Genomic DNA, 21,611 nt, shown 5'->3' on the forward strand with positions numbered 1-21,611 from the left:
CGGCCATGTTCACGCTGATCACCAAACGGCTCATCCAGCTCATCCCGACCATCTTCTTCGTGTCGGTGCTGATCTTCCTCCTGCAGCAATTGCTGCCGGGGGACCCCGCGCTCGTCATGGCGGGCGAGGAGAAGGACCCGGAGGTGATCGAGCAGATCCGCAAACGCTACCGGCTCGACCAGCCGCTGCCGATCCAGTATCTCGCCTGGGTCGGCGGCGTCTTCCGCGGCGATCTCGGCGAGAGCATGCGCCTCTCCGAGCCGGTGGCGACCCTCGTCGCCCAGAAGCTGCCCGTCACCGTGCAGCTCGCCGTCATGGCGATGATCTTCACCCTCGGCATCGGCATTCCCGCCGGCATCATCTCGGCGGTGAAGAAGGACACGGCCTGGGACTACGTGGTCAACGTGGTGGCCCTCTGGGGCATCTCGACGCCGAACTTCTGGCTCGGCATCATGCTGATCTTCCTCTTCTCCGTGCAGCTGGGATGGCTGCCGGCCTCGGGCTACGTCTCGCCCTTCGAGGACTTCCGCGCCTCCATGGCGGCGACCATCATGCCGGCCTTCGTGCTCGGCAATTCCTTTGCCGGCGTGATCATGCGCCACACCCGCGCCGCCATGCTGCAGGTGATGGAAAGCGACTATGTCCGCACCGCCCGCGCCAAGGGGCTGGACGAGCGCACCGTCATCCTCAAGCACGGCCTGCGCAACGCGCTGACCCCGGTCATCACCCTCGGCGCGCTGGAATTCGGCACGCTGCTCTCCGGCGCGGTCCTGACCGAACAGATCTTCTCCATCCCCGGCTTCGGCAAGCTCATCGTCGACGCCGTGTTCAACCGAGACTACGCCGTGGTGCAGGGCGTCGTGCTCGTCACCGCCACCACCTACATCGTGCTGAACCTCCTCGCCGACATCGGCTACATCCTCGCCAATCCGCGCCTGAGGACCTGACCGATGAGCGCGACATCAGCCCTTCCCGCCACTGCCCCCATCGAGACGACCTTCGAAAGCCCCGGCGCCCGCGCCTGGCGCCGCCTGAAGAAGCGGCGCACCGCCATGGTGGCGCTCGTGCTCCTCGTCGTGCTGGCGCTGCTCGCCATCTTCGCGCCGCTGATCGCCACCCACGATCCGACCCAGCAGAGCTGGCGCGCCGTGCGGCAGGCGCCGTCCATCGCCCACTGGTTCGGCTCGGACGAGGTCGGCCGCGACATCTTCTCCCGCGTCGTCTACGGCACCCGCGCCTCGCTCTCCGCCGGCGTCATCTCCGTCGCCATCGCCATCCTCGCCGGCGTGCCGCTGGGGCTCCTCGCCGGCTATGCCGGCGGCTGGACCGACGCGCTGATCTCGCGCGTCACCGACGCCATGCTCGCCTGCCCGTTCCTCATCCTCGCCATCGCGCTGGCCGCCTTCCTCGGGCCCTCGCTGCAGAACGCCATGATCGCCATCGGCATCACGGCGACGCCGGTCTTCGTGCGCCTCACCCGCGGCCAGGTCCTGTCGATCAAGACGGAAGACTATGTCGAGGCGGCGCGCGCCGTCGGCAACACGCAGGTCCGCATCGCCTGGAAGCACATCCTGCCCAACGTCATGCCGCAGCTCCTGGTGCAGGGCACGCTGACCATCGCGACGGCCATCATCGCCGAGGCCTCGCTCTCGTTCCTCGGCCTTGGCCAGCAGCCCCCCGCCCCCTCCTGGGGCTCGATGCTGAACGTCGCCCAGCGCTTCCTGTCCAATGCGCCGTGGATGGCGATCTTTCCGGGAATTGCGATCTTCGTGACGGTGCTGAGCTTCAACCTGCTCGGCGACGGCCTGAGGGATGCGCTGGACCCCAAGGCGAAGTGAGGGGCCGCCGAAGCTCGTCAAAGAAGGGCGCCCCCCTCTCCGACAGGCCCGGGTCCATCCCGGGCATCCACGACTTGACCACCGCGCTCTGAGAATTCGTGGATGCCCGGCACAAGGCCGGGCATGACGTGCGGAGTTACCGTGGCGACCCGGGGAGCGCCGTGCGGATCGTTCCCCCTCACCCCGGCAGGAAGGCCGTCCGTCCGCCGGGCTCCACCACCGTCTCCACCGGCGCGCCGTAGAGCGCCGCGAGCCGATCCGGCGTCAGGACCTCGCGGACGGGCCCCTCCGCCATCACCCCGCCGTCCCGCAGGAGGGCCACCCGGTCGGCATGGCCGAGCGCCTGGTTCGGGTCGTGGGTGGTGAAGAGAACGCCGAGACCATCGGCCGCGAGCTGGCGGATCTGGCGCATGACCTTGCCCTGGTTGCCGAAGTCGAGGCTCGCCGTCGGCTCGTCGAGGACGATGAAGCGCGGCTCCTGGGCGAGGGCCCGCGCCACCAGCACGAGCTGGCGCTCGCCGCCCGAGATCATCGTCACCGGACGCTCGGCGAGATGCGCGATGCCGAGGCGCTCCAGCATGGTGGAGGCGACGGCGCGGTCCCGCGGCCCCGGCCGCGCGAAGAGCCCGCCATGGGCGGTTCGGCCCATCAGAACGAGGTCGAGGGCGGTGAAGGCGAAGGTGCCGTGGTGGCTCTGCGGCACATAGGCGACGAGCCGCGCTCGCTCCGGGATCGTCAGGGCCGCGAGCGGCCGGCCGTCAAGGCTCACCGTACCGTCCTGGGGCGGCAACAGGCCGAGCATCGTCTTCAGTAGCGTCGTCTTGCCGCCGCCGTTCGGCCCGAGCAGGGCGAGCACCTCGCCCGCCGCGATGGTGAGCGTAACGCCCCGGCCCACCGGGTGCCCGCGATAACCGAAGGCGAGACTGTCGGCAGCGAGCGTCATGACCACCCGCCGCGCGAGGAGGCGAGGAGCCAGATGAAGAAGGGCGTACCGATCACCGCGGTGAGGATGCCCAGCGGCACCTCGACCGGACCGAGGGTGCGGGCCAGCGTGTCGATCAGCAGGAGGTAGCCGCCGCCGAGCAGGGCCGAGGCGGGGATCAGCCGGCCGAAATCGGGGCCGACCAGGAAGCGGGCGAGATGCGGCACGACGAGCCCGACCCAGCCGATGATGCCGGCGGCCGCGACGCTCGCCGCGGTGGTCAGCGTGGCCGCTGCGATGATGACCACGCGCAGGATGCCCGTCGGCAGGCCGAGGGCGCGGGCCTCCTCCTCGGGCAGCGACAGGGCGTTCATCCGCCAGCGCAGTGCCATCAGCACGAGGGCGCCGAGCACGACGGGCGCGATCAGCGGCACGAGATCGGCAGGGCTCGTGGCCGAAAGGGAGCCGAGCAGCCAGAAGGTCATGGCCGGCAGCTGGTTGTAGGGGTCGGCGAGCACCTTGACGAGGCCGACGCCCGCCCCGAGAAGCGAGCCGAGCACGACGCCGGTGAGCACCAGCGTCAGGATCGGGTCGCCGGACCGGATCGTCGAGCCGACCGCATAGACCGCCGCCACGGCGAGGAGGCCGCCCGCGAAGGCCGCCGCCTGGATGCCGAAGATGCCGAAGGACAGGAGAATGGCGAGGACGGCGCCGAGCGCCGCCCCGGACGACGCGCCGAGGATGTCGGGCGAGACCAGCGGATTGCGGAACAGGCCCTGGAAGGCAGCGCCGGCCACCGCCAGCGCGGCGCCGCAGGAGAGCGCCGCCAGCACCCTCGGCCCCCGGATCTGGAAGACGACCGCCTCCACCGCCGGGGACAGCCCCGAGGGCACGCCGGTCGCCCGTGACCACAGGGCGAGGATGATGTCGGCGAGGCTCACCGGGAAGCGGCCGACGGCGAAGGCGACGACGACCCCGAGGACGAGGACCGAGGCGGCCACTGCGCCACCACCGAGGGATCGGAGGGGCTGCATGTCAGTCGCGGCCCGCCAGGACGCGGTCGATCTGCGCGTCGCTCGGCGTCACGTGGTAGAACAGCGCATAGAAGTCACGCGTCAGGGCGCGGATGTCCTCTGGGACGAGTGCCGGATAGAGGGTCTTCGCGAGCCACCACAGCCCCGCCATGCGGTTGACCGAGGGCGGGAAGTCGACCCAGCCGAAGGGCAGTTTGGGCGACAGGTGGACCCGTCCGTCGGTGACCGCCTTGACCCCGCGCCAGGCCGGATCGGAGCGCACGTTCGCGGCGAAGGTCTGGTCGATGGTGACGATGACCTCCGGGTTCCAGGCGAGCACCTGTTCCAGCGAGACCTGCGCCAGCCCGCCGCCGACGCCGTCGCGGGCAACGTTCACCGCGCCGAGGAACTCCACCGTCTCGACGTTGATGGACCCGGCGAGGCCGGTCTCCAGACCGCGCGGCCCGCGCGCGTAATAGACCCGCGGCCGCCGCTCCGCCGGAACGGTGTCGATGCGGGAGAGGAGCGTCTTCATCGTCTCGTCGCACCAGGCGGCGAGGTGCCGGGCCCTCTTCTCCCGCCCCGTCAGCTGCCCGAGGGTGATGAGGCTTCCGGCCGTCGCCTCGAACCGTCCGTCCAGCAAGGCGTAGGGAATGCCGGTCTGGCCCTGAACGCGGTCGGCGAGTTCGGCGAAGGTGCGGCGCACCGAGCCTGAATCGATGATGAGGTCCGGCTTCAGCGCCAGCACGAGTTCGAGATTGGCCGTGTTGCCTCGCCCCGTGATGCGGCCGACCTCCGGCCTGGAGCCGATCTCGGGCAGCAGGAACTCCCGCTCCTCCGGCCGGTTGGCGCGCGGCCAGCCGATCAGCAGATCGGGGGCGAGCGTGTAGAGGAGGATCGCCGCCGGCGGCCCGGCGGGAAAGACGCGCGCGACGCCCGCGGGGATCGCCACCTGCCGGCCCGCACCGTCGACGACGAAGGGCGTCCGCCCGAGCGCAGGCGCGGCGAGGCCCGCCGCCAGCGTTCCCAAGGCCAGCCGCCTGTCGATCCCGCGCGCCATGGTCAGGCCATGGCCCGCATGGCGGCGATGGGCAGGAGCATCCTGCGGGCGCCGACCTTCATGCCCTGCCTCCTTCGGTGTAGAAGTCGCGGCGACCATGCCCCGGCGCTGCGACCGCGTCGAGGGCCAGCAGGACGCACCCGCCATGACCGCCGAAACCATACCACTCAACCTCGACGGCTATACGGACCTGCCCGCGGGAAAGATCGCCGCGGTGGTGACCTATCTGGAGATGCGCGAGCCCCCGGTGGCGGCCATCGCGGACCCGCTGCCGCTGCGCCCGGTGGCCGACCCCGACCTCACCTGGTACCGCCGCTTCTATGCCGCCATCGGCCTCGACTGGCTGTGGACATCGCGGCTGGTCATGGACGACGCGGCGCTCGCCGCCATCCTCCACCGGCCCGGCAACGCGCTCTTCGTGGCGGAGGGCGAGACCGGCATCGTCGAGATCGACCGCCGCGACCCTGCCGACGTCGAGATCGCCTTCTTCGGCCTCGTGCCCGAGGCGACCGGACAGGGCCTCGGTCCCCGCATGATGGCGGCCGCGCTACAAGAGGCCTGGCGGCCGGAGACGCGGCGCGTCTGGCTGCACACCTGCACCCTCGACCATCCCGCGGCGCTATCCTTCTACCGACGCTGCGGCTTCACGCCCTACAGGCGCGCCATCGAGGTGATGGATGACCCGCGGATCTCCGGCGCGATCCCGCGCGAGGCGGCGCCCCGCATCCCGGTCATCTGAAGGTCTCGGGAACCGGCGTCCACACCACGTCCTCGATGTGCCGCGCCCCGCTCGCGAGCATCACGAGGCGCTCGAAGCCGAGCGCGATGCCGGCCGTCGGCGGCATCACGGCGAGGGCGGCGAGAAGCTCCTCGTCCACCGGATAGGTCTCGCCATAGACGCGCTGCTTCTCCGCCATCGCGGCCTCGAAGCGCCGCCGCTGCTCGGCAGGGTCGGTCAGCTCGCCGAAGGCATTGGCGAGTTCGACGCCGCAGGCATAGAGCTCGAACCGCTCGGCGACGCGCGGATCGCCGGGCTTGGGGCGGGCCAGCGCCGCCTCGCTCACCGGGTATTCGCACAGGATCGTCGCCCGCCCGAAGCCGAGGCGCGGCTCGATGCGCTCCACCAGCACTTTGGAGAAGATGTCGGCCCAGCCGTCGTCATCGGACACACGGATGCCGGCGCTCGTGGCGGCAGCGGCCAGTGCAGCGCGGTCTGTCTCGCCCGCCTCCCCGACGGTCGCGAGAAGATCCATGTCCGCGTGGCGACGGAACGCCTCGGCCAGCGTCAGGCGCTCCGGCTCCAGCGCGGGGTCGCAGGCTGCCTCCCGCCAGACCAGCGCATCCCGGCCCGCCGCCTCGCAGGCGAGCCTGAGAAGGTCGGCGCAGTCCGTCATGAGCTGCTCGTAGGTCTCGCCGACGCGATACCATTCCACCATCGTGAACTCGGGATGGTGCAGCGGCCCCCGCTCGCGGTTGCGGAAGACGCGCGCGAAATCGACGATGCGCGTCTCGCCCGCGGCGATCAGCTTCTTGGCGGCGAATTCCGGGGAGGTGTGGAGGAAGAGCGGGGCGCGGCGACCCTCGATGCTCACCGCCTCGGTGGCGAAGGCGTGGAGATGGGTCTCGTTCCCGGGCGAGACCTGCAGGATGCCGGCCTCGACCTCGGTGAAGTCACGGCCCGCGAACCAGCGGCGCAGCGCCGCCTTGATGCGCCCGCGCGCCACGAGAAAGGGCCGGCGGTCGGCGTGGCGGTCGGCATCCCACCAGGGTGAAACGGTCATCGGTCAGGACCCATGCCCTTCGGCATCATTGCCGAAAGGCCGCCCCCCTCATAGGCTCCGCGGCACCGTGAGAAAACCTCCCCCGAGTGCCTGATGACCGATGCCCTCCACCCGCTCGACGCGGCGACGACCTTCACGCCGGCGGCCGACGGGTCGCTCGCCGGCCGCACCTCGCCGGCCTACTGGAACATGGTCGGCCCCTTCGGCGGTGTCACCGCGGCGCAGCTCCTGAAGGCCGCCATGGACCACCCCGCGCGCATCGGCGAGCCGGTGGCCCAGACGGTGAACTTCTGCGCCCCCATCGCCGAGGGCGACTTCGTCATCCGCGTGAAGGAGGTTCGCTCCGGCCGCTCGGTGCAGCATCTCTATGCGGAACTGGTGCAGGGCGAGACCATCGCCGCCAACGCCACCATGGTCTTTGCCCGGCGCAGCGAGACCTGGGGGCACCACGCGAGCCCCATGCCCGAGGCCCCGCCGGCGGGCGAGGTTCCCTCGCTGACGACCAAGCCGCCCCTCGCCTGGCTGAACGCCTACGACTTCCGCTACATCTCCGGCTTGCCGATCATGGCGAGCGAAGCCTTCGCCACGCCGCAGAGCGCGAAGTCGCTGATCTGGGTCGCCGACCAGCCGCCGCGCCCGCTCGACCACGTGGGGCTCGCCTCGCTCTGCGACGTGTTCATCGTCCGCGTGTTCCAGGTCCGTGGCCTCAGGACGCCGGCCGGTACGGTGTCGATGACCTCGTACTTCCATGCAAGCCCGGAGGAGCTGGCGCGGCAGGGCACGCGGCCGCTTCTCGCCAAGGTCGATTCGATCCGCTTCGGCGACCAGTTTCACGACCAGCAGGCCGAGCTCTGGTCCGACGAGGGCAAGCTCCTCGCCACCACCACGCAGGTCGTCTGGTTCCGCGACTAGCGGGCGGGGGTGGCGCTTGGCCGCGACTTCGTCTATGCGACGGCGCGACAGATCACGCGGGATCGCGCCCGCCCCATCCCAAGGACAACACCCGTGCCGAAGGTCATCGCCTCCTCCGTCCGCAAGGGCAACATTCTCGAAGTCGACGGCAGGCTCTACCTGATCGTCACCGCCCAGAACATCCACCCTGGCAAGGGCACCCCGGTAACCCAGGTCGACATGCGCCGCCTGTCCGACGGCGTGAAGGTGTCCGAGCGCTGGCGCACCACCGAGATGGTCGAGCGCGCCTATGTGGAGGATCGTCCCTACACCTACCTCTATTCGGACGGTGACGGGAACCACTTCATGAACAAGGAGACCTACGAGCAGATCGCGGTCCCCGACGATATCCTCGGCGACGCCAAGCCCTATCTCCAGAACGAGATGGAGGTGAAGCTGTCGGTCTACGAGGGCAACGCCGTCGGCATCGAACTGCCGCAGCGCGTGACGCTCGAGGTGATGGAGACCGAGCCGGTCACCAAGGGCCAGACCGCCTCCTCCTCCTACAAGCCCGCCATCCTGTCGAACGGCGTGCGCACGCTGGTCCCGCCGCATATCGGCGTCGGCACCCGCATCGTCGTGATGACCGAGGACGGCTCCTATTCCGAGCGCGCCAAGGACTGAGCGTCCTCATCCGGTTCACTGCATCAAGGCCGGGCCAGCGCCCGGCCTTTTGTTTTGGTGACGACGTCGTCACCGCCTGCTGAAAGTCCGCTGGAACCAACGTCCATCATGCCCGGGTGCGTCCCGGGCATCCACGACTTCCTGGGCGACCGTGGTGTTCAAGGCGTGGATGCCCGGCACAAGGCCGGGCATGACGGAGAGTGCGGTGCTCTTCCTTGAGAACGACCTAGGCCTTCGCCAGTGCTTTCGCGAAGGCGTAGCTGTCCGGATAGACCTCGTAGGCCGCCACTAGGCCGCCCTCGAAGCGGAACAGGTTGGCCGCGCGCACCTTGATCTCCTCGCCGCTGGCGCGCACCCGCCAGTGCCCCTGGAGGACGATGGCGACGCCGCCCTCGCCCTCGATCCGCGCGACGGTCTCGATCGACAGGATCTCCAGGTGCTCGGCGACGCGCCTGAAGAACGTCAGCACCTTGGTGCGGCCCTCCCACAGTCCCGCCCAGGGCACGATGCCCGGCGGTCCGTTCCAGCGCACGGTGACGTCGTCGGTGGTCACGGCGGCGAGGGCTGAGGCATCGCCGGCCTTCAGGGCGGCGTACCAGCGGTCGAGGATGGCCTGGCTCATGGAGCCTTCATGCCGCTTGGGCCCCCTCAGCGCAAGACGCGGATGATGCGGGTGAGGTCGAGCAGGGTGACGAGCGCCGAGGCGACATAGGTCAGCGCCGCCGCGCGCAGCACCGAGCGCGCCGCCGGCTGGTCGTTCGGGTGCAGGTAGCCGCCACGGGTGAGCACGGGCAACGCCTTGCCGAAGCTGGCGTCGAACTCCATCGGCAGGGTCAGCACATGCATGGCGAGCCGCGAGCCCAGGAGGGCGAGGGCGACGGCGATCTGCAGCACGGCGATGACCGGCGATCGGACGAAGGCGAGCACGAGCGGCGCCGTGGCGAACAGGATGGCGGCGCCGATCTCCAGCTTCTGCGCCGCCTGTGCCATGCGGATCCGCCAGAGGAACAGACGGTCGCCGTCGCGGTGCTGCACGGCGTGGCCGACCTCGTGGGCGGCCACCGCCACGGCCGTCACCGAGCGGCCGTCATGGACCTCCGGCGAGAGCCGCACCACGCGGTCGATGGGATCGTAATGGTCACCGGCATCGGTGCGCTCCACCTTGACGTCGGCGAGGCCCGCCTCCTCGAGCAGGTGGACGGCGAGTTCGCCACCGGTACCGGGAAAGTCCTCGCGCTCGACGCCGTGGCGGCGCATCTGCGCCTTCACCCACCATTGCGGGCCGAAGATGAGCGCGAGAAGGGCGGCGATACCGAGGAGGATGAGAAAGGGCATGACACCCTCTAAGTCGTCATGCCGGCGCCCCAAGTGCAAGGGGCGCGCGGTCCGCCGCGACCGATGGCCCCGGCCTCAGGCCAGCCAGCGCTTGCGCCGCTTGTAGCTCTTCACGTCGCGAAAGCTCTTCTTGTCGCCCTCGGAGACGCCGAGATAGAACTCCTTCACGTCCTCGTTCTCGCGCAGCGACTTGGCGTCGCCGTCCATGACGATGCGGCCGGTCTCCATGATGTAGCCGAAGGTGGCGTAGCGCAGCGCCATGTTGGTGTTCTGCTCGGCGACGAGAAAGGAGACGCCCTCGCGGGAATTGATGTCGCGGACGATCTCGAAGATCTGCTCGACGATCTGCGGGGCAAGTCCCATCGAGGGCTCGTCCAGGAGGATCATCTTCGGCCGGCTCATCAGCGCGCGGCCGATGGCGCACATCTGCTGCTCGCCGCCCGACGTGTAGCCGGACATGGAGTGCCGGCGCTCCTTCAGGCGGGGGAAATAGGCGTAGATCTTCTCCATGTCGTCGCGGATGGCGGCCTTGCCGTCGCGCCGGGTGAAGGCGCCGGTGAGCAGGTTCTCCTCGATGGTGAGGTGGCCGAAGCAGTGCCGTCCCTCCATCACCTGGATGCAGCCGCGGCGCACGAGGTCGTTGGGCGAGAGGGCCTGCACCTCCTCTCCCTCGAAGACGATGGAGCCCTTGGTCACCTCGCCGCGCTCGGCATGGAGCAGGTTGGAGATCGCCTTCAGCGTCGTCGTCTTGCCGGCGCCGTTGGCGCCGAGGATGGCGACGATGCCGCCGCGCGGCACCACGAGCGAGACGCCCTTCAGCACCAGGATGACGTGGTCGTAAATGACCTCGATGTTGCTGACGTCGAGGATCAGGTCCTGGACGGGAGCAGGCGCCGGCGTCGCTTGGGTCTGGGCGGTCATAGGGTTATCCGCAGGTAATGGGGCCGATCGGCCTGATCTGCATCGTGCACGTGCAGGGCGGGAGCCGCGGTCACCCGCGGCCCCCCGTGTTGCAGTCAGAGACTCACGACCGCTGGTCGCAGGTCTCGGTGCGGCGCGGCCAGCCGGCATTGGCTTCGGCGTACTTCTTCGCCGCATCCTCGATCAGCGGCCGGACGACGTCGCGGATCGGCTCGATCCAGTCGCTGTCGCGGACATAGCGCGTGCCGTCCCAGCGGGCGACGAAGACGCGGTTGTGGCCGTTGTGGTCGGCGCAGGTGAGCCGCACGGGAGCGGCGAAGCCCTCCATGCCGATCTCCTTGAGCCTGGCTTCGGTGATGTTCATCGTCTCGAAGCCGCGGCGCACATCCTCGCCCGTGACCACCTTCTTGCCCGTCAGCTGCTGGGCGTGGCGGATCGCCTCGACCATCAGCATGGAGTTGTAGACTCCGCGGTTGTAGAGGTTCTCGCCGACGCGCGAGCGCGCATCGACCCGCGACAGGTTCTTGTCGACCACGTGCTTCAGGATGTCCTGGATCACGGGGAAGTCGGTGCCGGCCTGATGGAAGTTCAGGCTGCGATAACCCGCCGCCTGGGCGCCGCCGGCGCGGGCGTCGTCGTCACCGCCGGCCCACCAGACGCCGACGAGGCGGTCGATGGGGAAGTTGTTGCGGATCGCCTCACGCACGGCCGTCGGGTTCATCGCGCCCCAGCCCTGGTTGTAGAGGTAGTTCGGCCGGTCGCGACGGATGTTGAGCCAGATGGCGCTCTGGTTCTGCATGTCGGCGGCGGCCACCGGGTAAAGCTTCAGGGTGAAGCCGTATTTCTCGGCCATGGCCTGCAGCACCGGGATCGGCTCCTTGCCGTAGGGCGCGTCGAGATGGATCAGGCCGAGGGTCTTGCCGCGCAGCTTGTCGAAGCCCCCCTCGCGCTGGGCCATGTAGGAGACCATGACCGAGGCGCCGTCCCAGTAGGTCGCCGGCGGGTTGAAGATCCACGGGAAGGTGTTGCCGTCGGCCGAGGCCGAGAGACCATAGGCCATGGACAGCATCGGGATCTTGTCGACCGCGGCACGCGGAATGAGCTGCAGCGTGATGCCGGTGGAATAGGGGTTCACCACTACCGGGTTGCGCGAGCGCAGCGAGTCGTAGCACTCGACGCCCTTTTTGGTGTCGTAGCCGGTCTCGCATTCCTCGATGACGATCTTGACGCCGTTGATGCCGCCATCGCGCTGGTTGATCATCTCCAGATAGTCGCGCATGCCGTTGGCGATCGGAATGCCAGACGACGCGAAGGGCCCGGTGCGGTAGCTGAGCAGCGGGATGAAGATGCTGTCCTGGGCCTGGGCCTGTGCCGGCATGGGCGCCGCCGAGGCGAGCGCTGCGGCGAAGGCGGCGGCCATCGTCCACTTGAAGCCTTTCATGGAAGTTCCTCCTTGGAAGTCCGGACGCCGTGGTCCGGGTTTTCTTCTTGTCGTGCCCGCCTTGCCGGCGGGTCTCTTGGGGTTTGGGCGCTGCCGGCCGGTCAGTAGGGGAACGGCCAGACGCGCAGTTTCTGCTTGGCGATCTGCCACAGTCGCGCGAGCCCGTGCGGCTCGACGATGAGGAAGAAGATGATGAGCGCACCGACCATGATGTGGGTCAGGTGCTCGGCGAGCGCGCCGGTGAGCGGGATGCCGACGGCCGGTACGCCGAACTTCAGGATGGTCGGCAGGGTCGAGATGAAGAAGGCGCCGAGGAACGAGCCGATCAGGCTTCCGAGGCCGCCGATGATGACCATGAACAGCACGATGAAACTCTGGTTGACGTTGAAGGCGTCATTGGCCTCGCCGCCGCCGTACCAGAGGAACATCATGCAGGCCCCGGCGACGCCGCAATAGAAGGACGAGACGGCGAAGGCGAGGAGCTTGGTCGGCAGCAGCTTGATCCCCATCAGCTCGGCGGCGATGTCCATGTCGCGCACCGCCATCCACGACCGGCCGATGCGGCCGTGGACGAGGTTGGAGGCGATCCAGGTGAGGAAGACGACGATGGAGAGCAGCACGAGGTAACGCACCTCCGGCGAGGACCTGGCACCGGTGATGGCGAGGCCGAACAGGGTGCGCTCCGGCACCTCGATGGCGCCCGAGGCGTTGTAGTTGTAGAGCCAGGGGATGCGCACGAAGCACCACTGCAGGAAGAACTGCGCGGCGAGCGTGGCGACGGCGAGGTAGAAGCCCTTGATCCTCAGGCTCGGCAGGCCGAAGACGACGCCGATGGCGGCCGAGAAGAAGCCCGAGACGATGATCCAGACGATGATGTTCACGCCGGGAAAGAGCGTCGTCAGCTTGTAGCAGGCATAGGCCCCGACCCCCATGAAGGCGCCCGTCCCGAGCGAGATCAGACCGGTATAGCCGGTGAGGATATTGAGCCCGATCGCCGCCAGCGCGAAGACGAGGAAGGGCACCATCACCGACAGGATGATGAACTCGGAGGCGAAGAGCGGCACGGCCACGAAGGCGATCGCCAGGATCGCGAAGATGCCGATCCGATCCTGCAGCAGCGGAAAGACCGACATGTCGGCCTTGTAGGAGGTCTTGTACTGGCCGGCTTCGCGGTAGAACACGGGTGACGCTCCTCAGATCCGCTCGATGATCTTGTCGCCGAACAGGCCCTGCGGCCGGAACATCAGGAAGGCGAGCGCGATGACATAGGCGAGCCAGCTCTCGATGCCGTTGCCGAAGAGCGGACCCCAGTAGAACTCGCCGATCTTCTCGCCGATGCCGATGATGAGGCCGCCGACGATGGCTCCGGGCACGGAGGTGAAGCCGCCGAGGATGAGCACGGGAAGCGCCTTCAGGGCGATGGTCTGCAGGCCGAAGGACACGTCGGAGCGGGCGCCCCACATGATGCCGGTGAGCAGCGCCACGATGCCGGCGGTGAACCAGACGATGATCCAGATCTGGTTCAGCGAGATGCCGACCGACAGCGCCGCCTTGTGGCTGTCCGCCACCGCGCGCAGCGCCCGGCCGATGCGGGTATACTGGAAGAAGAAGGCGAGCACGGCGATCATCACGATGGCGATGACGGCAGCGGCGATGTCGAGCATCTGCAGGCTGACGCGCCCGCCGAGGATGGCCAGATCGATCGATCCCGACGGCAGGCCCAGCTGCGAGGCGATCATCACCTTCGGCGAGCCGCCGAAGATGGTCTCGCCGAGCCCGATGAGCAGATAGGTGAGCCCGAAAGTGGCCATGAAAAGGATGATGTCGGGCTGGTTGACCAGCGGCCGCAGCACCACGCGCTCCACCGCCACTGCTAGAAGGAACATGACGGCCAGCGCGACGGCCAGCGCCGTGTAGGCGGCCAGCATGCCGGTGAAGCCGATGGAGGCGAACTTCTCGTAGACGCCCACCAGGGTCAGGCCGGCGAAGACCACCATGATGCCCTGGGCGAAGTTGAACACGCCGGAGGCCTTGAAGATCAGCACGAAGCCGAGGGCGATCAGGGCGTAGAGCACGCCGCCGACGAAGCCCTCCCAGACCGTCTGCACGAAGAGGTCGGGGATCGTCACCATCTCGACGAAGGGGCCGATGAAGATGCGGTAGGGCAGCGAGCCCTCGGCGATCAGCCCGGTGACGCCGCCGAGGACGATGAGCACCAGGGCCGCCGCGGCCGCGCCCCAGCCGATCAGGTCCTTGCGGACCGGCTTGTCCATGGCGGCGGGCAGGGTGGCGTCGGTCATCGCTCAGGTCCTCAATGCGCCACGCCGAGATAGGCGTCGATCACGGCCTGGTTGCGCTTGACCTCGTCGGGCGTGCCGTCGGCGATCTTGCGGCCGTATTCCAGGACGACGACCCGGTCGGAGAGGTCCATGACCACACCCATGTCGTGTTCGATCAGCGCGATCGTCGTGCCGTACTGGTTCGACACGTCGAGAATGAAGCGGCACATGTCCTCTTTCTCCTCGAGGTTCATGCCGGCCATCGGCTCGTCCAGCAGCAGCACCTCCGGCTCCATGGCGAGCGCCCGGCCGAGCTCGACGCGCTTCTGAAGGCCGTAGGGCAGCTTGCCGACCGGCGTCTTGCGGATGTGCTGGATCTCGAGGAAGTCGATGATCTCCTCGACGAAGCGGCGATGGGCGATCTCCTCGTCCATGGCCGGGCCGTGGCGCAGCACCTGCCAGAAGAAGCCGCGGTTCATCTTCAGGGTGCGGCCGGCCATGATGTTGTCGAGCGTCGACATGCCCTTGAACAGCGCGACGTTCTGGAAGGTGCGGGCGATGCCGCCGGCCGCCGCCTCGTGCGGGCGCATCTTCGGACGCGTCTTGCCCTTGAAGGTGATGCGGCCGGAGGTCGGATGGTAGAAGCCGTTGATGCAGTTGAGCATCGAGGTCTTGCCGGCGCCGTTCGGACCGATGATGGCGCGCACCTCGCCCTTCCTGATGTCGAAGGACACGTCGGTCAGCGCCTTCACGCCGCCGAAGCCGAGCGAAACGTTGTCGACAGCGAGGATGACCTCGCCGGCGGCGATGTCGGTGGCCGAGGGAGCCCTCATTCCGCAGCCTCCCTGAACGCGCCGCCGGTGACCGGGTGGACGGTCATGTCGATGATCTCCACGTCGCCCTCGATGACGCCCTTGCGGCCGTCCTCGAAGGTCACCTCGGTCCTGATGCGCCCCCGCGCCGAGCCGTCGTAGAGCGCCTCGACCAGCGGCAGGTAACGATCGGCGATGAAGCCGCGGCGCACCTTCTGGGTGCGGGTCAGCTCGCCGTCGTCGGCGTCGAGCTCCTTGTGCAGCACGAGGAAGCGGCGGATCTGCGCGCCGCCCATCAGCGGCTCCTCGGCGAGCGACCGGTTCACCTCGTCGACATGTGCCTTCAGCGTCTTCAGCACCTCGCGGTGGCCGGCCAGCTCCTGGTAGGAGCCGTAGGAGACGTTGTTGCGCTCGGCCCAGGAGCCGACGGCCGTGAGGTCGATGTTGAGGAAGCAGGTGACGAAGTCGCGGTCCTGGCCGAAGGCGACCGCTTCCTTGATGTTCGGGTAGAACTTCAGCTTGTTCTCGATGTATTTCGGCGCGAACAGCGCGCCCGAGCGCAGCTTGCCGACGTCCTTGGCGCGGTCGATGATCTTCAGGTGCCCGGTTTTCGGATCGAAGAAGCCGGCATCGCCCGAGCGCACCCAGCCGTCCGGCGTCTTGGTCTCGGCCGTCTTCTCGGGGTCCTTGAAATAGCCCATGAACACGCCGGGCGAGCGGTAGAGCACCTCGCCGCTGTCGTCGATCTTCAGCTCGACATCGATGTTCGGCTTTCCGACCGTATCGGCATAGATCTCGCCGTCGGGCTGTGCGGTGATGTAGACGCTGGCTTCCGTCTGCCCATAGAGCTGCTTCAGGTTGATGCCGAGGGAGCGGAAGAACTTGAAGATCTCCGGCCCGATCGCCTCGCCCGCCGTGTAGCCGACGCGGATGTTGGTGAGGCCGAACCGGTTCTTCAGCGGGCCGTAGACCAGCACCTCGCCCGCGGCATATTGCAGCCGCGCGATGAGTGGCACCGGCTCCTTATTGAGGATCTTCTCGCCCCATTCCTTGGCGACGCCGAGGAAGTAGTCGAACATCTTCTTCTTGAGCGGACCGGCGTCCTCCATGCGCACCATGGTCTGGGTGAGCAGGTTCTCGTAGACCCGCGGCGGCGCGAACGCGTAGGACGTGCCGATCTCGCGGCGGTCGTCCACCACCGTCTCGGCGCTCTCCGGGCAGTTGACGCAGAAGCCGAGCACGTAGGACTGGGCGTAGGAGAAGATGTTGTCGCCGACCCAGGCCAGCGGCAGGTAGGCGATAGTCTCCTCGGTCTCGGTCAGGCCGTCGAACAGGCCGCCGTTCTTCGCCGAGACGATGACGTTGTCGTTCGACAGCATGACGCCCTTCGGCCGCCCGGTCGTTCCCGACGTGTAGAGCATGATGGCGAGGTCGCCGCCCTTGCCGAGCGCGATCGCCTCCTCCAGCGCCTTCACCTTGGCCGGGTCGGAGCCGGCCTTGCGGCCGATCTCCTGCACCTCCTCGAAGGCGTGCATGCGCGAATGGTCGTAGTCCCTCAGGCCGCGCGGCTCGTCGTAGACGACGTGCGCGAGGTGCGGCAGCCGCTCGGACACGGAGAGCAGCTTGTCCACCTGCTCCTGGTCCTCGACAACCGCCATCGAGGCCTCGGCATGTTCGAGCACATAGGCCATCTCGTCGGCGACCGAGTCCGAATAGACCGGCACCGGCACGCCGCCCCAGGACTGGATGGCGGCCATGGACCAGTAGAGCTTCGGTCGGTTCCGTCCGACGATGGCGACCTTGTCGCCGCGCTTCAGGCCGAGCTCGCCAAGGCCGAGCGCGAAGTCACGCACCTCCCCCGCCACCTCGGCCCAGGTCCAGGTGCGCCAGATGCCGAGGTCCTTGTGACGCATGGCCGGCCGGGCGGCGAACCGCACGGCGTTCAGCGCTAGGAGCTTCGGAAATGTATCGTGACCGTCGGTGACGGCGCGCGCGTCGGCGTGGTTGGCCACGGCCGGCGTCCTCCCTGTTCCTCGACTGCCGCGCCCGCAGGCGCAGCGGCGTTCCCTCTCACGACCCGTTTTCGGGTTCTGTGTCGCCCCGCCCCCCTGCGTTGCAGGGCCGGACCGGGGTCGAGCGGATAGTTGAACGCACGGTCGATGAAATCAAGAGGACCAAAGACGAAAGCCGGCTCGGCCGGACGGCGGATGGCGCGACGGCCCGCTTCGCGGCACCGGATGTTGCCACGGCGATGCCGATTTCCTTCAAGAACGCCGCGCCCGCCATGCTAGGGGTCGGGCATGGACGATCTCGACCAGCGTGCCGCCATGAGCCTCGGCCCTCTCGCGAAAGGCGAGACGGCGCGCTTCTTCGCGGCCTCCCGGCTCGAGGGCATCGACTGCCTGAGCGCCACGTTCCGCACCCACGTGTATCCCCCGCACATGCACGAGACCTACGTCGTCGGAACGATCGAGAACGGCTGGGAGAAGGTGTCGGCGCTCGGCATGAAGGGCTGCGCCGGACCGGGCGATCTCGTCTTCGTCATGCCGCAGGACGTCCACGACGGCGCCCCCGCCGATGGCGGCTATTCCTACCGCATGACCTATCCCGGCGAGGCTTTCCTGCGCGACCTCGCCGAAGCCGTCAGTCGCCGGCCCGCACCGGCGGCCCCCTTCTTCCGCAGCCCGGTCGTCCACGACCCCGAGGGGGCGCGGCTCTTCTCGGCTGCCCACGAGGCGATCGAGGCCGGCGCCGACGGCCTCGCCGGCGAGGAACTGATGCTGCGCGCCTATGCCCGCGCATTCGTGCTCCACGCCGGTGGCGGTCTGGCGCCGGTGGGCGAGGAGGCCGGCCCCGTGCAGCGCGTGCGCGACCTCATCGAGTCCCGCTACGCCGAGGACCTGAGCCTCGCCGAGCTCGCCGCCGTCGCCGGCTTCTCGCGCGACCACCTGATCCGCGTCTTCCGCCGCAGTGTCGGCATCACGCCCCATGCCTATGTGGTGGACGTGCGCGTGCGCCGGGCGCAGGACCGGCTGCGCGCCGGCAGGGCCCCCGCCGAGGTCGCGGCCGATGTGGGCTTCGCCGATCAGGCGCACCTCACCCGCGCCTTCAAGGCCCGCATCGGCGTGGCTCCCGCTGCCTATCGCCGTGCCGTGGCCGCCTGAGAGGGCGCGCGGAACCTGCCGGGTGCCGTTTTCGTTCAAGAAGCCGGCGGCTGCATGTGGGAAGCAGGTGCGATGTCTGACGTGCCTGCATCCCCCGCCTCCGAATTCCGCGACGGCCTCGTGGAACTCCTCCCCGCCATGGTCGCGGCGGCCCCCATCGCCCTGCTCTACGGCGCCATCGCCACCGGCAAGGGCCTGTCGCCGCTGGAGGTGACGCTCTCCTCCGCCCTGATCTTCGCCGGCGGCGCCCAGCTCGCCGCCATCGAGCTGTGGACCGTCCCGGTGCCGATCGCCGCCCTCGTCCTCTCCACCTTCCTCATCAATGCCCGCTACATCCTGATGAGCGCCTCGCTGGCACCGAAGGTCGCCCACCTGCCCTTCGGCGGAAAACTGCTCGGCTTCCACGTCCTCGCCGACGAGAACTGGGCTCTCGCCGAGCGCCGCGCCGCCAGCCGGCGCATCACCGCCGCCTATTTCTTCGGCTCGGGCGCCGTCTTCTGGATCAACTGGGTCGCCTGGTCCTGGGCCGGAACGGTCCTGGGCCCGCTGCTCGGCGACCCCCGCCGCTTCGGCGCCGACTTCGCCTTCACCGCCATCTTCATCGGCCTCGTGGCCGGCTTCGTCACGACGTCACGCGCCGGCCTGGTGGTCGTCGCCAGCGCCGCCGCGGCGACGGCCGCCCATCTCGCCCTGGGATCGCCCTGGCACGTGCTCGCCGGTGCCTTCGCCGGCATGGCGGCCGCCGTCCTCGCCTGGCGCCCCGACGACAAGGGCGAGGCGGCATGAGCCTCGATCCCGTTACGCTCCTCGCCATTCTCGGCATGGCGGTCGCGAGTTACGGCTGCCGTCTCACCGGGCTCCTCCTCGGCGGGCGTCTCGCCCTTGCCGGTCGCGCCAAGGCGGCGCTCGACGCCATTCCCGCCGCCGTGCTGACAGCGGTGATAGCCCCGACCCTGCTCGCCACCGGCTGGCCGGAGACGCTGGCGGGCGCCATCACCATTCTCGCCGCGCTGCGCCTGCCGCTGATCGGCGTCATCGCCACCGGCGTCGCGGCCGTCGTGGTGCTGCGCATGCTGGCGGGCTGAGCGGAGCTTCAGCCCTTCGGGCGCCCCAACCCGGCGGCGATGGCGATGCCCGAGGCGACGATGAGCCCCATGCCGGCGAAGGTCACGGCATCCGGCCGCTCGGCGAAGAACACCATGCCGATGACGAGGGCGAAGGCCGTCTTGGTGTAGTTGAACGGCCCGACCTGCGACACCGGCGCCATGCGGAAGGCCTGGATGATCGCCGCCTGCCCGCCCGCCAGCAGGAGCCCCGCGAGCCCGATCATCAGCGTCTGCCGGAGGCCCATGGGCTCGAGCCCCTGCACGGCGGCGAGAGCGAGGGCCGCGACCATGACCACGCTGACCGTCGAGAAGGTCACCGTGCCCGAGGCGATGTGGGCGGGGAGGAACTTCACGGTGATGTCGCGGAACACGAAGCAGACCGTGGTGGCGAGCACCAGCCCGATGGCCGGATCGAAACCGGCCGAGAACGGCCGTGCGACGAGCATGATGCCGGCGAAGCCGCAGATCACCACCAGCCACTGCACCGGGCTCACCTTCTCGCCGAGCACCAGCACGGCGATCGGCAGCAGGAACATCGGCATGGACTGGGACACGGCGGTGACGTCGCCGATCGGCATGCGCCAGAGCGCCTGGAACAGGAAGAACACCGCCAGCCCCTCGGCCAGCGACCGGCCGACCACGAGAGGGTGCCAGAATCCGCGCAGCGAGAACCGCGTGCCGGAGACGGCGAGCCAGGCAGCGACCCCGAGGGTGGCGAAGATGCCGCGAACGCCCAGCGACTGGGCGACCGTCAGCGAGCCCATATGCGCCTTGACGATGGCGTCGTTGGTGGCGAACAGCAGCATGCCGAGCGTCATCAGCGCCATGCCGACGCGGAGCTTCCGCGCCTCCTCGGGCCCGTTCACGCCACGCCCGCGCGCAGGAGGTCGTGGACGTGGAGGATGCCCACCGGCCGCCCCGCCTCGACAGCGAAGAGCGCCGTGATCTTGGTGCGGTTCAGGAGGTCGAGGATCTCGCTCGCCAGCTGATCGGGCCGGGCGGTCTTCGGCGAGCGCGTCATCACCGCCTCCACCGGCATGGCCAGGAGATCGGATTTCATGTGGCGGCGCAGGTCGCCGTCGGTGACGATGCCGGCGAGAGCTCCGGCGGCGTCGACGATGCCGCAACAGCCGAACCCCTTGGCCGTCATCTCGATCAGCACCTCGCTCATCGGCGTGCCGAGCGGCCTGAGCGGCAGCGCCGCGCCCTGGTGCATCACGTCGCGAACCTGGGCGAGCACGGCACCGAGCTTGCCGCCGGGATGGAAGGTGCGGAAATCGGCGGCGGTGAAGCCGCGCTCCTCGAGCAGCGCGACGGCCAGCGCGTCGCCGATGGCGAGCTGCATGAGCGTCGAGGTGGTCGGTGCGAGCCCGTTGGGGCAGGCCTCCTCGGCCCGCGGCAGGCCGAGCACCACGTCGGCCGCCTTGCCGAGCGCCGATTCGCCCGCCGAAGTGATGGCGACGAGGCCGACGCCGAAGCGACGCGAGAAGGCGACGAGGTCGCGCAGTTCCACCGTCTCGCCGGACCAGGACAGCGCAAGGATCGCGTCGTCGGCGGTCACCATGCCGAGGTCGCCGTGGCTCGCCTCACCGGGATGGACGAAGAAGGCCGGCGTGCCGGTCGAGGCCAGCGTCGCCGCGATCTTGCGGCCGACATGGCCGGACTTGCCCATGCCGGTGACGATGACCCGACCCTTGACCTGCTTCAGCAGGGCGACGGCCGCCGCAAAGGGCTCGCCGAGGCCGTTGGCGAGCGCCTCCTCCAGCGCGGCGAGGCCCGCGGCCTCCACCGCCAGCGTGCGGAGGGCCGAGGCGAGGGCGGTGGACCGGGTCTCGGGCGGGGATGCGTGTGATGCCATGGCTCAGTGTCGAAGGCCGGACCATCCGGCTGGAACCCGGCGCCGGCGGGGCTGGCGGAAGGCCGGTCCCCTTAGCATGACGCGCTGCGGGACGCATCATCGACGGCGAAGGGCGTCCCTGCATCAACCCGGCGTTAACCACGGCTCTTTACGTCTTGTTGAGGAAATTGGCGGGGAAGAATCGGGTCTTGGGTCACATCGCCCGCAAGCTGTTGGGTGCCGGCGCCCTGGCGCTCGTCCTCGCCGGGACGGGCTCGCCCCTGCTCGCCCAGCGCCTGCGCACCGGAACGCCTCCGACCACCACCGACGACGTCGGCCGCGACAGCGGCTGGCAGGGGATCGGACCGGTCGATCCGCCCATTGCCGATACGTTGTCCGCGCCCGCCAGCGATGCCGAGGCGGCGGGCCTGCGCCCGGCCGTGCCGCCCGCCCAGCCCGGCGAATCGCGCACCATCGGCGCCCAGCGCGAGCGGGCGCGGACCGAATCCCGCCGCGCGCCGTGGAAC

At 69.2% G+C, this 21,611-nt stretch carries 23 protein-coding genes; 9 read left to right on the forward strand and 14 right to left on the reverse strand.

What is annotated here, in order from left to right; all coding sequences use genetic code 11:
- Positions 1–5: 5 nt before the first annotated feature.
- On the forward strand, positions 6–947 hold the full coding sequence (locus tag ACT6XY_RS13215; RefSeq protein ID WP_444748789.1) for an ABC transporter permease: 942 nt from the start codon (positions 6–8) through the stop codon (positions 945–947).
- Positions 948–950: 3 nt separating this feature from the next.
- Positions 951–1,838 (forward strand): ABC transporter permease, encoded by an 888-nt coding sequence (locus ACT6XY_RS13220; RefSeq protein ID WP_444748790.1) that lies wholly within the window; start codon positions 951–953, stop codon positions 1,836–1,838.
- A gap of 178 nt (positions 1,839–2,016) precedes the next feature.
- Here ACT6XY_RS13220 and ACT6XY_RS13225 read toward each other — a convergent pair whose 3' ends face one another.
- The 3 genes from ACT6XY_RS13225 to ACT6XY_RS13235 are packed head-to-tail and all read right to left on the reverse strand — an operon-like array spanning position 2,017 to position 4,833.
- The gene (locus ACT6XY_RS13225; RefSeq protein WP_444748791.1) at positions 2,017–2,781 is read right to left on the reverse strand and encodes an ABC transporter ATP-binding protein; all 765 of its coding nucleotides are present in this window, start codon (positions 2,779–2,781) and stop codon (positions 2,017–2,019) included.
- Positions 2,778–3,794, reverse strand: coding sequence for a FecCD family ABC transporter permease (locus ACT6XY_RS13230; RefSeq protein WP_444748792.1), 1,017 nt, complete (start codon positions 3,792–3,794; stop codon positions 2,778–2,780). Before ACT6XY_RS13230 ends, ACT6XY_RS13225 begins: the two co-directional genes overlap by 4 nt.
- A gap of 1 nt (position 3,795) precedes the next feature.
- Positions 3,796–4,833, reverse strand: coding sequence for an iron ABC transporter substrate-binding protein (locus tag ACT6XY_RS13235; RefSeq protein ID WP_444748793.1), 1,038 nt, complete (start codon positions 4,831–4,833; stop codon positions 3,796–3,798).
- A gap of 145 nt (positions 4,834–4,978) precedes the next feature.
- Between ACT6XY_RS13235 and ACT6XY_RS13240 the strand changes: the two genes are divergently transcribed.
- Positions 4,979–5,572 (forward strand): GNAT family N-acetyltransferase, encoded by a 594-nt coding sequence (locus ACT6XY_RS13240; RefSeq protein WP_444748794.1) that lies wholly within the window; start codon positions 4,979–4,981, stop codon positions 5,570–5,572.
- On the opposite strand, the gene epmA is transcribed toward ACT6XY_RS13240, so the two are convergent.
- Positions 5,565–6,614, reverse strand: coding sequence for an EF-P lysine aminoacylase EpmA (epmA, locus tag ACT6XY_RS13245; protein WP_444748795.1), 1,050 nt, complete (start codon positions 6,612–6,614; stop codon positions 5,565–5,567). The two genes, ACT6XY_RS13240 and epmA, sit on opposite strands and share 8 nt — an antisense overlap.
- A gap of 93 nt (positions 6,615–6,707) precedes the next feature.
- Here epmA and ACT6XY_RS13250 point away from each other — a divergent pair, with 93 nt between their 5' ends.
- Together ACT6XY_RS13250 and efp are read left to right on the forward strand one after the other, a co-directional pair.
- Positions 6,708–7,526 carry an acyl-CoA thioesterase gene (locus ACT6XY_RS13250; RefSeq protein ID WP_444748796.1) on the forward strand — a complete coding sequence of 273 codons (819 nt, stop codon included), beginning with the start codon at positions 6,708–6,710 and terminating at the stop codon, positions 7,524–7,526.
- 93 nt (positions 7,527–7,619) lie between these two features.
- Positions 7,620–8,189 (forward strand): elongation factor P, encoded by a 570-nt coding sequence (gene efp / locus ACT6XY_RS13255; protein WP_444748797.1) that lies wholly within the window; start codon positions 7,620–7,622, stop codon positions 8,187–8,189.
- 226 nt (positions 8,190–8,415) lie between these two features.
- Here the strand turns inward: efp and ACT6XY_RS13260 are convergent, their stop codons facing one another.
- The 8 genes from ACT6XY_RS13260 to ACT6XY_RS13295 all read right to left on the reverse strand — a co-directional run bounded on the left by ACT6XY_RS13260 (position 8,416) and on the right by ACT6XY_RS13295 (position 16,890).
- Positions 8,416–8,811, reverse strand: a complete 396-nt coding sequence (locus ACT6XY_RS13260) for a nuclear transport factor 2 family protein (protein ID WP_444748798.1) — start codon at positions 8,809–8,811, stop codon at positions 8,416–8,418.
- Between the two features lie 26 nt (positions 8,812–8,837).
- Positions 8,838–9,524: a zinc metallopeptidase gene (locus ACT6XY_RS13265; RefSeq protein ID WP_444748799.1), complete on the reverse strand. Its 687-nt coding sequence runs from the start codon at positions 9,522–9,524 to the stop codon at positions 8,838–8,840.
- Between the two features lie 75 nt (positions 9,525–9,599).
- On the reverse strand, positions 9,600–10,445 hold the full coding sequence (locus ACT6XY_RS13270; protein ID WP_444748800.1) for an ABC transporter ATP-binding protein: 846 nt from the start codon (positions 10,443–10,445) through the stop codon (positions 9,600–9,602).
- Positions 10,446–10,548: 103 nt separating this feature from the next.
- Complete coding sequence (locus tag ACT6XY_RS13275; protein ID WP_444748801.1) at positions 10,549–11,886, reverse strand: ABC transporter substrate-binding protein; 1,338 nt, start codon at positions 11,884–11,886, stop codon at positions 10,549–10,551.
- Positions 11,887–11,987: 101 nt separating this feature from the next.
- Positions 11,988–13,067: a branched-chain amino acid ABC transporter permease gene (locus tag ACT6XY_RS13280; protein WP_444748802.1), complete on the reverse strand. Its 1,080-nt coding sequence runs from the start codon at positions 13,065–13,067 to the stop codon at positions 11,988–11,990.
- 12 nt (positions 13,068–13,079) lie between these two features.
- Entirely contained in the window at positions 13,080–14,054 is a 975-nt protein-coding gene (locus ACT6XY_RS13285) for a branched-chain amino acid ABC transporter permease (protein WP_444748810.1), read from the reverse strand.
- A 143-nt stretch (positions 14,055–14,197) separates the two neighbouring features.
- Positions 14,198–14,998: an ABC transporter ATP-binding protein gene (locus tag ACT6XY_RS13290; RefSeq protein WP_444748803.1), complete on the reverse strand. Its 801-nt coding sequence runs from the start codon at positions 14,996–14,998 to the stop codon at positions 14,198–14,200.
- Positions 14,995–16,890: an AMP-binding protein gene (locus ACT6XY_RS13295; RefSeq protein WP_444748811.1), complete on the reverse strand. Its 1,896-nt coding sequence runs from the start codon at positions 16,888–16,890 to the stop codon at positions 14,995–14,997. The genes ACT6XY_RS13290 and ACT6XY_RS13295 overlap by 4 nt, the downstream gene beginning before the upstream one ends.
- A gap of 387 nt (positions 16,891–17,277) precedes the next feature.
- On the opposite strand from ACT6XY_RS13295, the gene ACT6XY_RS13300 reads away from it, so the two are divergent.
- The 3 genes from ACT6XY_RS13300 (at position 17,278) to ACT6XY_RS13310 (ending at position 19,226) form a co-directional block, all read left to right on the forward strand.
- Positions 17,278–18,141, forward strand: coding sequence for a helix-turn-helix domain-containing protein (locus ACT6XY_RS13300; RefSeq protein WP_444748804.1), 864 nt, complete (start codon positions 17,278–17,280; stop codon positions 18,139–18,141).
- Positions 18,142–18,213: 72 nt separating this feature from the next.
- The gene (locus ACT6XY_RS13305) at positions 18,214–18,927 is read left to right on the forward strand and encodes an AzlC family ABC transporter permease (protein WP_444748805.1); all 714 of its coding nucleotides are present in this window, start codon (positions 18,214–18,216) and stop codon (positions 18,925–18,927) included.
- Positions 18,924–19,226, forward strand: coding sequence for an AzlD family protein (locus ACT6XY_RS13310; RefSeq protein WP_444748806.1), 303 nt, complete (start codon positions 18,924–18,926; stop codon positions 19,224–19,226). Before ACT6XY_RS13305 ends, ACT6XY_RS13310 begins: the two co-directional genes overlap by 4 nt.
- An 8-nt stretch (positions 19,227–19,234) precedes the next feature.
- Here ACT6XY_RS13310 and ACT6XY_RS13315 read toward each other — a convergent pair whose 3' ends face one another.
- Both ACT6XY_RS13315 and ACT6XY_RS13320 read right to left on the reverse strand, forming a co-directional pair.
- Positions 19,235–20,113, reverse strand: coding sequence for a DMT family transporter (locus ACT6XY_RS13315; RefSeq protein ID WP_444748807.1), 879 nt, complete (start codon positions 20,111–20,113; stop codon positions 19,235–19,237).
- A complete protein-coding gene (locus ACT6XY_RS13320; protein WP_444748808.1) occupies positions 20,110–21,105 on the reverse strand; it encodes a KpsF/GutQ family sugar-phosphate isomerase in 996 nt (331 codons plus the stop codon). Before ACT6XY_RS13320 ends, ACT6XY_RS13315 begins: the two co-directional genes overlap by 4 nt.
- Positions 21,106–21,293: 188 nt before the next feature.
- Between ACT6XY_RS13320 and ACT6XY_RS13325 the strand changes: the two genes are divergently transcribed.
- On the forward strand, positions 21,294–21,611 hold a 318-nt coding region (locus ACT6XY_RS13325), incomplete at its 3' end, for a hypothetical protein (protein WP_444748809.1).

It is taken from the genome of Phreatobacter sp., from assembly GCF_052440005.1.
GTDB lineage: Bacteria > Pseudomonadota > Alphaproteobacteria > Rhizobiales > Phreatobacteraceae > Phreatobacter.

Excerpts from the sequence above, each read along its gene's own strand:
- ACT6XY_RS13215 (WP_444748789.1), top strand. The coding sequence starts at position 6 with ATGTTCACGCTGATCACCAAACGGCTCATCCAGCTCATCCCGACCATC.
- ACT6XY_RS13220 (WP_444748790.1), top strand. The coding sequence starts at position 951 with ATGAGCGCGACATCAGCCCTTCCCGCCACTGCCCCCATCGAGACGACC.
- ACT6XY_RS13225 (WP_444748791.1), bottom strand. The coding sequence starts at position 2,781 with ATGACGCTCGCTGCCGACAGTCTCGCCTTCGGTTATCGCGGGCACCCG.
- ACT6XY_RS13230 (WP_444748792.1), bottom strand. The coding sequence starts at position 3,794 with ATGCAGCCCCTCCGATCCCTCGGTGGTGGCGCAGTGGCCGCCTCGGTC.
- ACT6XY_RS13235 (WP_444748793.1), bottom strand. The coding sequence starts at position 4,833 with ATGGCGCGCGGGATCGACAGGCGGCTGGCCTTGGGAACGCTGGCGGCG.
- ACT6XY_RS13240 (WP_444748794.1), top strand. The coding sequence starts at position 4,979 with ATGACCGCCGAAACCATACCACTCAACCTCGACGGCTATACGGACCTG.
- epmA (WP_444748795.1), bottom strand. The coding sequence starts at position 6,614 with ATGACCGTTTCACCCTGGTGGGATGCCGACCGCCACGCCGACCGCCGG.
- ACT6XY_RS13250 (WP_444748796.1), top strand. The coding sequence starts at position 6,708 with ATGACCGATGCCCTCCACCCGCTCGACGCGGCGACGACCTTCACGCCG.
- ACT6XY_RS13260 (WP_444748798.1), bottom strand. The coding sequence starts at position 8,811 with ATGAGCCAGGCCATCCTCGACCGCTGGTACGCCGCCCTGAAGGCCGGC.
- ACT6XY_RS13265 (WP_444748799.1), bottom strand. The coding sequence starts at position 9,524 with ATGCCCTTTCTCATCCTCCTCGGTATCGCCGCCCTTCTCGCGCTCATC.
- ACT6XY_RS13270 (WP_444748800.1), bottom strand. The coding sequence starts at position 10,445 with ATGACCGCCCAGACCCAAGCGACGCCGGCGCCTGCTCCCGTCCAGGAC.
- ACT6XY_RS13275 (WP_444748801.1), bottom strand. The coding sequence starts at position 11,886 with ATGAAAGGCTTCAAGTGGACGATGGCCGCCGCCTTCGCCGCAGCGCTC.
- ACT6XY_RS13290 (WP_444748803.1), bottom strand. The coding sequence starts at position 14,998 with ATGAGGGCTCCCTCGGCCACCGACATCGCCGCCGGCGAGGTCATCCTC.
- ACT6XY_RS13295 (WP_444748811.1), bottom strand. The coding sequence starts at position 16,890 with ATGCGTCACAAGGACCTCGGCATCTGGCGCACCTGGACCTGGGCCGAG.
- ACT6XY_RS13300 (WP_444748804.1), top strand. The coding sequence starts at position 17,278 with ATGGACGATCTCGACCAGCGTGCCGCCATGAGCCTCGGCCCTCTCGCG.
- ACT6XY_RS13305 (WP_444748805.1), top strand. The coding sequence starts at position 18,214 with ATGTCTGACGTGCCTGCATCCCCCGCCTCCGAATTCCGCGACGGCCTC.
- ACT6XY_RS13310 (WP_444748806.1), top strand. The coding sequence starts at position 18,924 with ATGAGCCTCGATCCCGTTACGCTCCTCGCCATTCTCGGCATGGCGGTC.
- ACT6XY_RS13320 (WP_444748808.1), bottom strand. The coding sequence starts at position 21,105 with ATGGCATCACACGCATCCCCGCCCGAGACCCGGTCCACCGCCCTCGCC.